The 14,026-nt window shown below is 43.2% G+C and carries 11 protein-coding genes and 1 pseudogene; 9 read left to right on the top strand and 3 right to left on the bottom strand.

Going from position 1 to position 14,026, the window contains the following annotated elements; translation table 11 throughout:
* Positions 1-127: 127 nt before the first annotated feature.
* Positions 128-1,246: a hypothetical protein gene (locus C3B51_RS16260; RefSeq protein ID WP_130245748.1), complete on the bottom strand. Its 1,119-nt coding sequence runs from the start codon at positions 1,244-1,246 to the stop codon at positions 128-130.
* 141 nt (positions 1,247-1,387) lie between these two features.
* Positions 1,388-1,558 (bottom strand): hypothetical protein, encoded by a 171-nt coding sequence (locus tag C3B51_RS23600; RefSeq protein WP_165389178.1) that lies wholly within the window; start codon positions 1,556-1,558, stop codon positions 1,388-1,390.
* A 26-nt stretch (positions 1,559-1,584) separates the two neighbouring features.
* Here C3B51_RS23600 and C3B51_RS23980 point away from each other — a divergent pair.
* The 7 genes and pseudogenes from C3B51_RS23980 to C3B51_RS16230 form a co-directional block, all read left to right on the top strand.
* Positions 1,585-1,797: pseudogene (locus C3B51_RS23980) on the top strand (transposase); the annotation flags it as partial.
* Positions 1,798-2,050: 253 nt separating this feature from the next.
* On the top strand, positions 2,051-2,221 hold the full coding sequence (locus tag C3B51_RS23795; RefSeq protein ID WP_206076648.1) for a type I restriction-modification enzyme R subunit C-terminal domain-containing protein: 171 nt from the start codon (positions 2,051-2,053) through the stop codon (positions 2,219-2,221).
* 60 nt (positions 2,222-2,281) lie between these two features.
* Entirely contained in the window at positions 2,282-4,033 is a 1,752-nt protein-coding gene (locus tag C3B51_RS16250) for a restriction endonuclease subunit S (RefSeq protein WP_130245747.1), read from the top strand.
* Positions 4,033-5,784 carry an AAA family ATPase gene (locus C3B51_RS16245; RefSeq protein ID WP_130245746.1) on the top strand — a complete coding sequence of 584 codons (1,752 nt, stop codon included), beginning with the start codon at positions 4,033-4,035 and terminating at the stop codon, positions 5,782-5,784. The genes C3B51_RS16250 and C3B51_RS16245 overlap by 1 nt, the downstream gene beginning before the upstream one ends.
* Positions 5,784-6,659 carry a hypothetical protein gene (locus C3B51_RS16240; protein ID WP_130245745.1) on the top strand — a complete coding sequence of 292 codons (876 nt, stop codon included), beginning with the start codon at positions 5,784-5,786 and terminating at the stop codon, positions 6,657-6,659. Before C3B51_RS16245 ends, C3B51_RS16240 begins: the two co-directional genes overlap by 1 nt.
* Complete coding sequence (locus C3B51_RS16235) at positions 6,656-7,741, top strand: PDDEXK nuclease domain-containing protein (protein WP_130245744.1); 1,086 nt, start codon at positions 6,656-6,658, stop codon at positions 7,739-7,741. Before C3B51_RS16240 ends, C3B51_RS16235 begins: the two co-directional genes overlap by 4 nt.
* Positions 7,738-9,282, top strand: coding sequence for an HsdM family class I SAM-dependent methyltransferase (locus C3B51_RS16230; RefSeq protein ID WP_130245743.1), 1,545 nt, complete (start codon positions 7,738-7,740; stop codon positions 9,280-9,282). Before C3B51_RS16235 ends, C3B51_RS16230 begins: the two co-directional genes overlap by 4 nt.
* Before the next feature lie 184 nt (positions 9,283-9,466).
* Here the strand turns inward: C3B51_RS16230 and C3B51_RS16225 are convergent, their stop codons facing one another.
* Entirely contained in the window at positions 9,467-10,654 is a 1,188-nt protein-coding gene (locus C3B51_RS16225) for an NAD(P)/FAD-dependent oxidoreductase (protein ID WP_130245742.1), read from the bottom strand.
* A gap of 369 nt (positions 10,655-11,023) precedes the next feature.
* Between C3B51_RS16225 and C3B51_RS16220 the strand changes: the two genes are divergently transcribed.
* Together C3B51_RS16220 and C3B51_RS16215 are read left to right on the top strand one after the other, a co-directional pair.
* Positions 11,024-13,129, top strand: coding sequence for a S8 family peptidase (locus C3B51_RS16220; RefSeq protein ID WP_130245741.1), 2,106 nt, complete (start codon positions 11,024-11,026; stop codon positions 13,127-13,129).
* A gap of 181 nt (positions 13,130-13,310) precedes the next feature.
* Positions 13,311-13,496 carry a hypothetical protein gene (locus C3B51_RS16215; RefSeq protein WP_130245740.1) on the top strand — a complete coding sequence of 62 codons (186 nt, stop codon included), beginning with the start codon at positions 13,311-13,313 and terminating at the stop codon, positions 13,494-13,496.
* The last annotated feature ends 530 nt before the right edge of the window (positions 13,497-14,026 follow it).

Genomic DNA, 14,026 nt, shown 5'->3' with positions numbered 1-14,026 from the left:
TGCTGTAAAGCATTTCAAAATTGCAAGACTGTGCCTTTCAGGTTTAATTTGTCCCGTTTAAAAAGTGATACCTCAAACCTGAATCGCTTAATTGAAAATACCGACAATGCATAACGGAGTGAGGCAATCAGTATTTGAGCTGATGGGTTTGTTGAAAATAGGCAAACCGCTTTTTGACCAGCTGTTTATAACTCTGGTAGTGACTAAATTCTTCAACGATTGTATCTGCCGCTACACCATGATTTTTAAGCTCAACCTGAGTAAGGGTGAACAAGTTAACAAACAAAAATGGGCGGATACAGTGATGCTTTTCGGTTTCAGCATAGCGATAGCGTAAAATTAACAGGTCCTTCCTGACATCCTCCATCGAAAAAAGCTGCTTACCTTTTCGCCAACGCTCAAAGCGCTTTTTTATTGCACATGTATCAGGGTCCACTAACTCTGCTGAACCAGCCTTAACAGACGGCCCATCAATATCAGGATCCTTAAGCCGCTTACGAACGATATCACGATATAAATCTACCCACTTCCCTTTACGTTTGGCATTGTCTTTGCTCCAGCGGGCTTTAAATGCCTCCAGCATGCACTCACTAGAAAGACTCAGACCTCCGCTCGATTTCTTCCCTGTAGCTTGCGGGGTTACCTTTTCCAATATCGAGAAATCTGGTGCGCCATAATCAATCTCTTCATACAATTCAAACAAAGCGGCCCAGTACATCACCATTCTAATCAAGTACACAGATGACTCTTCGGTCGTTGGACTTATTAGGTTAGGTTTGTCAATTAATAGCCATTGCCTGATAAAGCGATGGGCCACTCTTGTTTCCTTAGTTTCCCGAAGCTTTTTGATAATGTCATGCTCCAAATCACAATGAGCACTCAGGAAATCCCAGTAAGAATGAAAGCTGTAATCTTCTTCTTTTTCCAATTGCGCCATACTTTCTGTAATTGCACCTTTCAAAAGGCACCAAGCGCCCTGATTTTGTAATTCGGCTGGAGTGATTTCATTAATGTCTATGTCAAAGGCGCGAACATTAAGGTAGCTCTCAAACTCCTCATAATTTAGTGCGCCAGCTCTCGCCTTCCGAAAAATCTGGTGATCGCAAGTAATATTCTGATCTTCCTTGATTACTCTTGAAAGTTTAACGAATAAATCTTCATAAGAATCTATACCTTTTGATGCATGAAGAATCAATTCGGGCAAGTGATTGAACAGCAGCCCATGGTTAATCGCATTTCCAAACATATTTCAGTCAAATGTCCCTTTTCCGTTGGTTGTTCTGAACCACAATAGCCATGAACCAATTAAATTAACAGGAATAAACTGATGAATATAATCAAACCACAAGACAACTCTGCGAATATGCCAAATGCAAACAAAGGCACCTCAGGTACCAACAGGCAGCATGATCAGGTGCATGGAAACCGGAGCAAACAGATACAGCAAAACAGGCAGCAGAAGAGGAAGTAACAAATGAGCCTGAAAATGGCAGTTCGAATGCGTATAAGACTGAAACACATCAAGAGCTTCTACAAAGCCTTCTGCTACATTATTCACATACTTCCATCCGCCATCATTAGCATATAGGAAACCAGCAGCATTGGGTATTGGATGTCGTGTTTAAGGAAGATGCTTGCCAGATTAGTGAGCCGATATCGGCGGAAAACATGGCACTGTTCAGACGGGTCGTTCGCAATCTGGTAAAACAGTACACAGGCCGTAAAGATTCGATACGTGGCAAGTGCGTTCGGGCCAGTTTTGACGATGAATTCAGGGCAGAGCTTATCTTTGGTTAATGCTCGTTAACGAAGTATGCTCTCACCCTTCTTCAATTGGCTATATTTCACCAGCTCAATATGAAGCTAACTTCTATGATAATTTAAGTGAGTCGGGTAAAGTAGCCTGACCTAAACCAACTAGTCTCTGATGAACTCGGGGCGATTTACTAGCCGATACAATCTCGCTAGTAAAATATGCTATCGGTTTGGAGGCAGAGCATAAGCCTTTTGCTGAGCAAGTAGACGCTTAGACGCTTAATTTAAAAAATGGATCTTCCGTCATAATGCCCAAAGAAAAACAGCATTTGCCGAAGAACAAACCACGTGGCTAAGGTTGAAAAAAGACCATATTGCAGCAAGTTACTCCATTGAACGCGATGACTTTGACTGTAGCCCTCTTTCCGATCGCGGTGGCTTACAAAAAAGCTTGGGGCTTGCTTAACACCGAAACTAAAAACGAATTTGATAGCCTAATGGCTGAAATGAATCAGGAATTAATTGCGTGAGCGAAAATACTGAACTACCTAAAAATTGGATAAAATGTGAATTAGGTGAAGTTGTTGAAATTCACGACAATGAGAGAAAACCTATTAACAACTCAGAGCGGAATAGTCGCATTGAGAATAAAGCATTAAATGAATTATTTCCATACTACGGTGCTACTGGACAAGTGGGGTGGATTGATGACTTTTTATCTAATGAAGAGTCAGTATTAGTGGGTGAGGACGCAGCTCCTTTTCTAGATCCCATTAAAAATAAAGCATATTTAGTTAAAGGTAAGTTCTGGGTGAACAACCATGCACATATTTTGCGCGGATTACAGGGGTATGTTTCAAATAAATTTATCCTTCATCAAATGAATTATGTTGACTATCAAGAGCATGTCTCGGGCTCCACTCGCCTCAAGCTAACAAAAACAGCTTTAACAAAAATGCCTTTCACATTATGTCCATTTAATGAGCAAAATAGAATTACTGATAAAATTGATGAGCTATTTTCTGAGTTAGATGCTGGAGTTAAAGAGCTTGAAGCAGCGCAAATTAAACTCAAACACTATCGCCAGTCCTTACTCAAAAGTGCGGTTGAAGGTGCTCTTACTCAAAAATGGCGAGATGACAATAAAGATAAAATTGAAGAAACAGGCAAAGAGCTTTTAAATCGTATCCTAATTGAACGGAAGCAACGCTGGGAACAGAATAAACTCGAAGAGTTTAAAGAAAAAGGCAAAAAACCACCAAAAAACTGGCAAGACAAATATCCTGAGCCAGTCCAGCCTGATACAACTGATTTACCTGAACTACCTGAAAGTTGGGTTTGGGCAAGTGTTGATCAGCTAGTCTACGAATCAAGTTACGGTACATCAGTAAAATGCGCGTATGAAACTGGAAATACTCCAGTATTAAGAATCCCTAATGTTATAAATAAAAAAGTATCCATATCTGATTTAAAAGAGACGGTCGATCTCTTTGATATCGGCTTGAATAAACAGTTACTTTCTGGTGATATTTTGATTGTGCGTACCAATGGTAGCTTATCTCTAATGGGGCAAACTGCTCTTGTAAGGGATATAGAGGATGGTTTTTACTTTGCCTCATACTTACTAAGATTAAGAACTCCAATGGATACTATTCTGCCAGAATGGATGGATCTATATTTTGGGTCTAAGAATGCCCGTGCATGGATAGAAAACCAAGCTTCTTCATCAGCAGGGCAAAATAACATAAGTTTATCTAAGTTCTCAAACTTACATGTGCCACTCCCCCCTTTAGAGGAACAGGTTCAATTAATCTCGATGTTAGCGAATGAATTTGACTCAATTGACAGACAAAACGAAGCAACAGACCTTGGTTTAAAGCAATCCGAAGCCCAGCGTAAAAACATCTTAAAGTCAGCTTTTTCTGGCCAACTAGTGCCACAAGACCCTGACGACGAACCCGCTTCAGTATTGCTTGAGAAAATTAAGCAAGAACGTGTAGCTATAGCAAAAATATCAAAACCTCGAAAACAGAGTAAACCTAGAAAAAGAGTTGAGCTGATGAATACCTTACTCGAAGTGTTAACCGCTGAAAATGACTGGATTGATGCCCAAAATGCCTTTCAAAAATGTGGCATTGTTGACGGCACTTCAACCGATCGTATCGAAGAAATTTATACCGAACTGCGCAAACTAGAAAAAACAGGCAGAATCAAAATTCAGCGCCAAGGTGACTTCGACCAATTAAAATTAACTACGCAAGACATTAAGGAAGACTAATGCGCCTAGCCTCATTTACAATCGGATCAGATCGCGAAGGTGAGCGCCAGCGATTTAAAAACCTTAAAAATGTCACCATCGACTTTGAAGAACAAGAGTGGATCACCTTAGTCATTGGCTGGAATGGCACAGGTAAGTCAAACGTACTTGAGGCATTAGCTGTTTTATTTCGTGACCTTATTATGGGTAAAAATGAGAGAGGAGAAAAAGATAAACCAACGTTTTCTTACGTCCTTCGTTATTTTTGCCATGAAAAAGAGATCGAGATAGATGCTGACCCTGATCGTGTTAAAGAGGCCTATAAAATCAGTTACAGAGATTTAGGTGAAAATAAGTCAGAGGAGTCATCTCAAGCAGATGTATTGAGCGAGCTGAAAGGAAAGAAAGAGCTAGCTGAAATTGCATTTAGTAAGTTCAAAAAGCAGCAAGACGACTTCTTGCCAAAATATGTTTTTGGTTACTACTCAGGCCATAGCGATAGGATGCAGTCAGTTTTTAGGCCGTACCTTCAGCAATATGATAAAAAGCTTCGCAATGCAAAATCTGAAGATCCGGGTTTAAGGCGTTTATTTTATGCATTACCTGTACATAGCCAATTTGTGTTACTTGCCTTTGTATTAAGACAAGATGACTTAGTTAGGCATTTTCTAGACACCCAATTAGGTCTAGAAACGGATGAAAATGCGGAAAGTATTGATTCTGTGCTGCTAGAGCTAAATGAGCCTTCATGGAACTTAAATAAAAGTAAAGATCCAAAAGGTAAATATGGCGCTTGCAAAGAAAAACCCGATATCTTTTGGGGAGCAGAAGGTGTTGTGCGTGATTTTTTAGATCGTGTCCATGAGGTTTCTACTGCACCTATAAAAATTAAGCGCAAAGATGAAGCAACGTTATGGAATAAAAAAGAGCGGGAATATCTTTATATGTTTATCAAAGATATTTACAAGCTCGATGAACTGGTTGGAGAGCAAGAGCCAAGAGAGTTTTTCCGTGATCTTGAAAGCACCTACGTTTCAGAGTTAATTAGCGAAGTTCGTATTAGAGTAAAACTTAAAAAGAATGATGGTAGTGTCACCTTCAGAGAATTAAGTGAAGGCGAGCAACAATTGCTAACAGTGTTAGGTCTATTAAGGTTTACTGCTGAGGAAGAAAGTTTATTTTTACTTGATGAACCAGACACTCACTTAAACCCTAAGTGGAGCGTTGATTACATTGATTATCTTAATAAATTTGTAACCTCTAGTTCTAAAGGTGAAAACAATAGCCATATCGTTCTCACTACACATAACCCAATTGCAATTGCCGAATTAACACGTGATCAAGTACAAATTCTTAATCGTGATGACGAAACCAGAACTATAGAATCGCATAAGCCGCATTACGACCCTCAGGGAATGGGATATGCAGGAATAGTCACAAGCGATATGTTCGGATTAGGCTCTTCTTTAGACAAGAGAACACAGAAGAGGCTTGAAAAGTACAGAGCGCTTGCGAGCATTGAAAACAAATCTAAGTTTGAAAAATTGCGTTTACAGGTTATTTCTGACTGGTTGGAGAATGACAGATTTACGATGACTCAACGAGATGATGATTACGAAAGATATATAAAAATCCGAAATACGTTGTTGAAAGAAAGGTCAGGTTCAGAAAGTCTGAAAGAGCTTATAGATTATGCACTAAGCTTATCGCAAGAAGAGCGTGACCAAGTTGCGACAGAGGCTATTAAAACATTGCTTGATGAGGACGAGTAATGCGGTTCGTTGACAATACTTTTATTGATTTACCTGATGGATGGGAAGATCGTGCAGAAGCTGCAACGCAAGACCTGATAAATGGCAATATTGTCGCTGATGATAGAAGTGCTATATGGAAGGAGCTTAAAGAAAGCTTAGAATTACTTTCTAATGGCCGATGCTGGTATTGCGAAACAAATATACCAAGAACAGATAACGCGGTTGATCATTATAGACCTAAAGGCACTGTCAAAGGCGTTTCTATAGATGAGGGCGGTAAGGATATCACCAGATATGATATCGCTCCCGAGCATTTGGGTTACAAATGGGCAGCTTTCAAAGAAGAAAACTTTAGATTTTCTTGTCAACATTGCAATGAATTTAGAAAAGATTTGCAAGGAACTGCGGGGGGGAAATGGAACTACTTTCCGCTAATTGATGAAACCGAAAGAGCCTATAACGAACTTGATGAAGACAACGAAAATCCCAGTTTATTAGACCCCTGTAAAAGACTTGATTGGAGAATGCTGTCATATGACAAAAGCGGGGCACCGTTTTCTCGCTATCCAGAAGGTTCAGAGGAAGATCTAAAAGTTAAATATTCAATTCGACTTTATCACCTAGATCAAAAACGTCTAAACGAAGGACGCCTTGCCCAATGGAATTTATTTAAGCCTTTAATCATTGACGCTAAAAAGTGGTATTTGAAAAAGTTAAGACGAGACCAAGGAGCTGAAGCTTGCTTTCAAAATGAGCTTCGAAAAATAGGGAAATGGTTTAACCCCAAAAGCAAACATACTTACTTGGGTTATCTTGTTTACCAATTAGAACAAGATAAAGATAAGGATGATCTACACTCTTGGATAAGCGAACTTATTAAGACGGTTGGATGAATGAAATGATGACCACTAATGATGAATTATTTACTGGAATTCATACCCTAATTATTCAAACTAAACAGCAAGCGGCAGTTGCTGTTAATGCATCATTAACTATGTTGTATTGGCAAATTGGTCAACGTATTCATCAAGCGGTATTAAAGGGTGAGCGCGCTGAATATGGTAAGCAGGTGATTGCAAATTTATCCGAGCAGCTGACCCATGATTTAGGCAAAGGCTGGGGCAAGCGTAATTTGCAATATATGGTGCAGTTTTACGAAACATTCCCTGAGCAGCAGATTGTGCACGCGCTGCGTGCAAAATTAAGCTGGACACATTTCAAGCAATTAATTCATTTAAAAGATCCTCTCCAGCGTGAATTTTACGCTCAAATGTGTGCGCTAGAAGGTTGGAGTGCGCGTACCTTAGATGATCGAATTAACAGTATGTTATTTGAACGCACGGCATTGTCTAAAAAACCTCAAGAGCTGATAAAGTTGGAGTTGCAAAAATTAGCAACACAGCAATCCGTTTCAGCTCCTTTGCTGCTTAAAGACCCGTACGTGTTAGATTTTTTAGGTCTAAATGATCATTATCTAGAAAAAGATTTAGAAGATGCCATTTTGCGCGAGCTTGAGCAGTTTTTGCTTGAGCTAGGTGCTGGCTTTTCGTTTATTGCTCGGCAAAAACGCATTCAGCTTGATGGTGATGATTTTTATATCGATTTATTGTTCTATAACCGCCAACTCAAACGCTTAGTGGCGATTGATTTAAAGCTGGGCAAGTTCAAACCTCACTACAAGGGGCAAATGGAGCTTTACCTTCGCTGGTTAGATAAACATGAGCGCCAAGCGGACGAGCAAGCTCCTCTCGGGATTATTTTATGCGCACAAAAAAATCAAGAACAAATAGAATTGCTAGAAATGGATGAAGCAGGCATTCACGTAGCTGAATACTTAGCGGTATTGCCAAAACGAGAAATATTGCATCAGCGCTTGCAAGATGCAATTAATTCTGCCAAAAATCGGTATAATCCTACCCTTTTAGACGGTAGTGATCCTGAGAGCAGTCAATCAGGTTTGGATAGAAACAAATGAATGCCCCCGCATTAGTACAAAAAGTTTGGAATTACTGTCATACATTGCGTGATGATGGTGTAGGTTATGGCGACTACTTAGAGCAGTTAACCTATCTGCTATTTTTAAAAATGGCACACGAGTATGCGCAGCCGCCTTACGACAGAGATACTAAAGTTCCGACAGAGTATAACTGGGAATCTCTAAGTGGGTTAACAGGTGAAAAACTTGAAGAGCAATACCGAAAGGTTTTAAAAAACCTCGCAAAAGCTGGCGGCATGTTAGGCGCTATCTTCTATAAAGCCGAAAATAAAATCCCTGACCCTGCAAAGCTATCTCGTATTGTTACCATGATTGATAACGAAAATTGGATAAGCTTAGATGCCGATGCCAAAGGTGACTTATATGAAGGGCTTCTGCAAAAAAATGCGGAAGATACAAAAAGCGGTGCAGGTCAATACTTTACGCCTAGACCATTGATTGATGCCATATTAGCGTGTGTTCAGCCTGAACCAGAGAAAACCATTGCAGATCCAGCTTGTGGTACAGGTGGCTTCTTTTTAAGTGCTAGTGATTGGATTGCCTATGGCGATCCTCAGTGGATTCAAAAAGAAATGAATCACTGGAATCCATCGAAGCATGATGAAACCATTGTTCCAAAGTCGAAGTTAAATAAGGCACAAGCACAATCGTTAAGAGACAAAACATTTAGAGGTAATGAGATTGTCCCTTCAACAAGACGCATGTGTTTGATGAACTTATTTTTACACAATATTGGTAGCATTGATGGGCAACCTGAAGTTGAAAGAGCAGATGCATTACTAACACCATTAACAGGTGAAAGTAAGGTAGATTATGTTCTCGCGAATCCACCTTTCGGCAAGAAAAGCAGTGTAACCATAACCAATACTGAAGGTGGTGAAGATAAAGATGCGCTTACTTATGAGCGTCAAGATTTTTGGGCAACCACAACCAACAAACAGTTAAACTTTTTACAGCATATTGTTTCAAGCTTAAAAGACACTGGTAAAGCCGCTGTTGTATTACCTGATAACGTATTGTTTGAAGGTGGTGCAGGTGAGCGTATTCGTAGAAAATGGTTAAATAACTGCGATGTACATACCATTTTAAGATTACCGACAGGTATCTTTTACGCTAATGGTGTGAAAGCGAATGTTGTGTTTTTTGATAATGCCACCCGTGACGAAAAAGTTCATACCAAAGGTATTTGGTTTTACGATCTAAGAACCAATAAACATTTCACGCTAAAACAACGACCAATGACACTGAATGACTTGAAAGACTTCATTAAGTGTTATAACCCTGAAAACCGTCATGAACGTGAAGAGACTGAGAGGTTCAAATACTACAGTTATGATGAGCTAATCAATCGAGACAAAGCGAGCTTGGATATATTCTGGCTAAAAGATGACAGCTTAGATAACCTTGATAACTTGCCACCGCCTGATGTTTTACAGCAAGAAATCATCGACCATTTAGAAGCTGCCTTAGCCGCATTTAAAGATGTAGCGGCTGGGTTGCCAGCTAGTACTGTAGAATAGTTAATAAGCCGCAAATTTGCGGCTTATTTATGGGTGAAAAATATGAAATTAATAGCAAGTGGTGTTGCAGATCGCTCAAAGTCTGCTAATGACTCTAATTTTCGTCCTCGATCTTAAACGTACTTAAGCATTAGAAGAGTGTACCTGGCCACACTACGGGCAAACTTTATTGTCTCTACACAACCTAACACGCCTGCCCGCACGCCCAGCCGCAGCTCCAGGCGTACTGGAAGTTATAACCGCCGAGCCAGCCGGTAACGTCGGTAACTTCGCCGATAAAGTACAGGCCAGGGGCTTTTTTGGCTTCGAAGGTTTTGGAGCTGAGTTCGTCGGTGTCGACGCCGCCGAGGGTGACTTCGGCGGTGCGGTAGCCCTCTGTGCCATTGGGTTTGATGTGCCAGTGGTGCAGCGCGTGGGCCAGCGTTTCGATTTCGCTGTGGCTGAGTTGGTTGGCATTTTTTTCCGGCACCGTTTGCTCGTTAATTAAAACCTCGACAAAGCGCTTGGGTAATATAGTACTAAGCAGGTTTTTCAAAGACTTATTACCTTGCTCCTGACGCCAGTCGTGCAGTTGTGCCTGCATATCGATGTCGGGCAGCAGGTTCACAATCACGCCCTGTCCGGCGCGCCAGAAGGAGGAGATCTGCAAAATTGCCGGGCCCGAGAGGCCACGGTGGGTAAACAGCAGGTTTTCTTTGAAGCGGGTGCCGTCCTCGCTTTGTGCTGTGCAGGGTAAACTGACGCCGGCCAGGCCATCAAAGCGGGCTTTGTCGTGGTCATGCAAAGTAAAGGGCACCAGCGCTGCCATGGTGGGCAACACTTTCAGGCCAAACTGCTCGGCAATTTTATAGCCAATGGGGGTGGCGCCCAGTTTGGGCATAGTCAGGCCACCAGCGGCCACCACCAAAGACTCACAACTGAATACCTGCTCTGAGGTGGTAACAAGATAGCGACCGCCCTCGGTGCGTTCTACCTTAATGACTTCGTTACGCAGAAACAGCTCTACCCCGGCCCACTCGCATTCGGTTAGCAAGATGTCGACTATGTCCTGCGCGCTGTTATCACAAAACAGCTGCCCCAGGGTTTTATGATGATATGCCAGGCCGTGGCGGTCCACCAGCTCAATAAAGTCGTGCTGGGTATAGCGGCTCAGGCAGGACTTCACAAAATGCGGGTTTGCGCATAAATAATTCTGTGGTGTGGCACCCTCATTGGTAAAATTGCAACGACCACCGCCGCTAATGAGTATTTTTCGGCCAGCTTTTTTGCCCATATCGACCACCGCCACACTACGGCCCCGATACCCAGCCTGTGCCGCGCACATCAGGCCAGCCGCGCCCGCGCCGATGATCACCACATCAAAGTTCAACATTGTATATTGTGTCCTGAAAAAGTTATGCGCTTATTGTATCAACTTATGCTCTGGAGGTGGAGTAATGCGATTATTTAGCAAACAAAGGCACATAAATTTATCACAAGTAGTAATAAAATATTAACCATTTACAATCATTTACAATACTAACTAAATCATACTTCATCCTGTAACAAAGAATAATTATGCAATAAAAACAACAGATTATTGCAATAAACGAACTATCTAGCCATCCGCTTATAACTAAAACAATAGTGTAAATAACAAAACAGCACTTTAAATACTTTAACCAACTCTTTACCTTCGATAACCATCTGCTTGCACACGCAAACAGAACAACAACAAGTAAGAAACTAGGGAATTCTAAGAATGACAACACGTAACCTAAAAATCGGCGCGGTAGCGCTGGCAATGTCTGGCATGTTTGCCGCCTCTACTGCTATGGCTAATAACGCTGAAGCACTTAACAACAGCGTAAGCATGGCGCAACTAAGCCAGAAAATGCAGAGCCAAAACACAGCCGGTACGCAGTTCATCATCAAGTACAAAGACAACAGCAACCAGCTTATGTCTATTTCAGGTGCAGATATGTCACCAGCCATGATGAACTCACGCGCTCAAAGTTTCGTGAAGAACTTCAAAAGCAAGAAAAAATCTTCACTACAAACTAAGTACGTTCGTAAGATGGCACTGAGCAACCACCACGTTATGCGTGTTGACAAAAAGCTAACTCCGGCAGAAGCACAAAGCCTGATGCAGGAAATGGCAGCAACCGGTAACATCGAATATATCGAAGTTGACCAAATGCTACAGCCGTTCGCGACACCAAACGATCCGCGTTACTCAGATCAGTGGCACTATTTTGAAGCAGCTGGCGGCATTAACGCACCAGCAGCATGGGACAAAGCAACGGGTGACGGTGTAGTTGTTGCGGTACTGGATACGGGTTACCGCCCTCATGCCGACCTGAGCGCGAACATCCTGCCAGGCTACGACATGATCTCTGATATTTCTGTTGCAAACGATGGCGGCGGTCGCGACAGCGATGCACGTGACCCAGGTGATGCAGTGTCTGCTAACGAGTGTGGTTACACTCACAGCGCACGCGACTCAAGCTGGCACGGTACGCACGTAGCGGGTACTGTTGCTGCGGTTTCTAACAACGGCGAAGGTGTTGCCGGGGTTGCATACGATGCGAAAGTAGTACCGGTTCGTGTACTTGGTAAGTGTGGTGGTTTGACTTCAGATATCGCAGACGCGATTGTCTGGGCATCTGGTGGCTCAGTATCTGGCGTACCTGCTAACGCAAACCCGGCTGACGTCATTAACATGAGTTTAGGTGGCAGCGGTGCATGTAGTTCTACCACGCAAAACGCGATCAACACAGCACGCGCAAACGGTACAACCATTGTTATTGCAGCAGGTAACGACAACGACAACTCTGCAAACTACAACCCAGGTAACTGTTCTGGCATCATCAACGTTGCGTCTGTAGGTCGTAACGGTGGCCGTGCTTACTACTCAAACTACGGTTCAAACATCGACGTTGCAGCGCCAGGTGGTGCTCAAAGCTTCGCTAACGACCCTGAAGGTATTCTGTCTACTTACAACGCAGGCAGCAACACGCCTTCAAGCGACAGCTATGCTTACTCACAAGGTACGTCAATGGCGGCACCACACGTTGCGGGTGTAGCGGCACTTATCAAACAAGCTAAACCTACTGCAACGCCGGACGAAGTAGAAAGCATTCTGAAGAACACAACACGTAGCTTCCCTGCGACTTGTACAAGCTGTGGTACTGGTATCATCGATGCATCAGCCGCGGTAGATGCAGCGCTGAACGACACTGGCGGTAACGAGCTGGAAGATGGCGTTGCTAAAACAAGCCTGAGCGGCGCAAAAGGCAGCCAAACTTTCTACACCTTTGAGGTAGGCAGTGGTGTAAGCCAAGTTACCTTCACTATGAGTGGCGGTACGGGCGATGCGGATTTATACGTACGTGCAAATGCTAAACCAACCACCAGCGTTTGGGACTGTCGTCCGTACGAAGGCGGTAACAACGAAGTTTGTACTATTGATAACCCATCTTCAGGTACTTACCACGTAATGATGAATGGTTACTCTGCATACAGCGGTGTAAGCCTGAAAGCTGAAACAGCGGGCGGTTCAACCGGTCCTGTTGAATTAAACGAGTCTAACCTGTCTGCAAGCACAGGTGGCTGGGTTCAGAAGTCTCTGGAAGTCCCTGCGGGCATGAGTAACCTGACTGTGACCATCTCTGGTGGTACAGGTGATGCTGACCTGTTTGTTAAGCAAGGCAGTGTACCTAGCAGCTCAAACTGGGACTGTCGTCCTTATAAAGGCGGTAACTCTGAAACCTGTACTTTCACTAACCCGCAAGCGGGTACCTGGTACTTCGGTCTTAACGCTTATCGCTCATTCTCTGGCGTAACACTGAGCGCACAAGCTCAATAAGCAACATTCCCCAGGCTTTATAATGAGGGCTAAACCTTAGGGTTTGGCCCTTTTTTATTGGCTGAGATTTGGTGTTGTTGGCTCCCGAATCACTGAATCGGATAACGATCTGGTATGTGGATGCAGTGCATATAACTGGTTTTCTGAATAGCCTGCTAATAGTTCCCGGCTCGCAGGCAGGATGACGGTGCTGTATGTCGATGCGGTGCATATTACTGGCTTTCTGAATAGTCTGCCGGTAGTTCCCGGCTCGCTGGCCAGCGATGACAGTGTGGTATGTAAATGCGGTGCACATAACTGGCTTTCTGAATGGCCTGCTAGTAGTTCCCGGCTCGCTGGCCGGGATGACGGTAAATACGAAACCTGAGATACTATTTCCGCACTCATTCTATCCGTTGCAGCTCCATATTACGCTCTTCCCCGTCATCCCGTGCTCGACACGGGATCTGCTCACCGGCGACTCAATAAGATGACCTTACACCGGGCATGAAACCTCACTTACTACCTGCGGTACTTGTGGTGTTTATTAAAGGTTAACTGTATGGCCTGTGGATGCGGTGCAAATAGCTGGCTTTCAGGATGGTCTGCCGGTAGTTCCCGGCTCGCAGGCAGGATGACGGTAAATACGAAACCTGAGATACTGTTTCCGCACTCATTCTATCCGTTGCAGCTCCTTATTACGCTCTTCCCTGTCATCCCGTGCTCGACACGGGATCTGCTCATCGGCGACTCAACAAGATGACCTTACACCGGGCATGAAACCTCACTTACTGCCTGCGGTACTTGTGGTGTTTATTAAAGGTTAACTGTATGGCCTGTGGATGTGGTGCACATAACTGTCTTTCTGAATGGCCTACTAATAGTTCCCGGCTCACTGGCCTGTCTCTTGATCACATT

This window comes from Pseudoalteromonas rubra, from assembly GCF_004212645.1.
Taxonomy (GTDB): Bacteria; Pseudomonadota; Gammaproteobacteria; order Enterobacterales; family Alteromonadaceae; genus Pseudoalteromonas; species Pseudoalteromonas rubra_G.
Note: the sequence above shows the minus strand (reverse complement) of the source record. Positions and strands in the feature narration are given on the sequence as shown.

What these genes read in the sequence shown, in the direction of transcription:
- C3B51_RS16260 (WP_130245748.1), bottom strand. Translation starts at nt 1,246, where the DNA reads ATGTTTGGAAATGCGATTAACCATGGGCTGCTGTTCAATCACTTGCCC.
- C3B51_RS16245 (WP_130245746.1), top strand. Translation starts at nt 4,033, where the DNA reads ATGCGCCTAGCCTCATTTACAATCGGATCAGATCGCGAAGGTGAGCGC.
- C3B51_RS16240 (WP_130245745.1), top strand. Translation starts at nt 5,784, where the DNA reads ATGCGGTTCGTTGACAATACTTTTATTGATTTACCTGATGGATGGGAA.
- C3B51_RS16235 (WP_130245744.1), top strand. Translation starts at nt 6,656, where the DNA reads ATGAATGAAATGATGACCACTAATGATGAATTATTTACTGGAATTCAT.
- C3B51_RS16230 (WP_130245743.1), top strand. Translation starts at nt 7,738, where the DNA reads ATGAATGCCCCCGCATTAGTACAAAAAGTTTGGAATTACTGTCATACA.
- C3B51_RS16225 (WP_130245742.1), bottom strand. Translation starts at nt 10,654, where the DNA reads ATGTTGAACTTTGATGTGGTGATCATCGGCGCGGGCGCGGCTGGCCTG.
- C3B51_RS16220 (WP_130245741.1), top strand. Translation starts at nt 11,024, where the DNA reads ATGACAACACGTAACCTAAAAATCGGCGCGGTAGCGCTGGCAATGTCT.
- C3B51_RS16215 (WP_130245740.1), top strand. Translation starts at nt 13,311, where the DNA reads ATGACGGTGCTGTATGTCGATGCGGTGCATATTACTGGCTTTCTGAAT.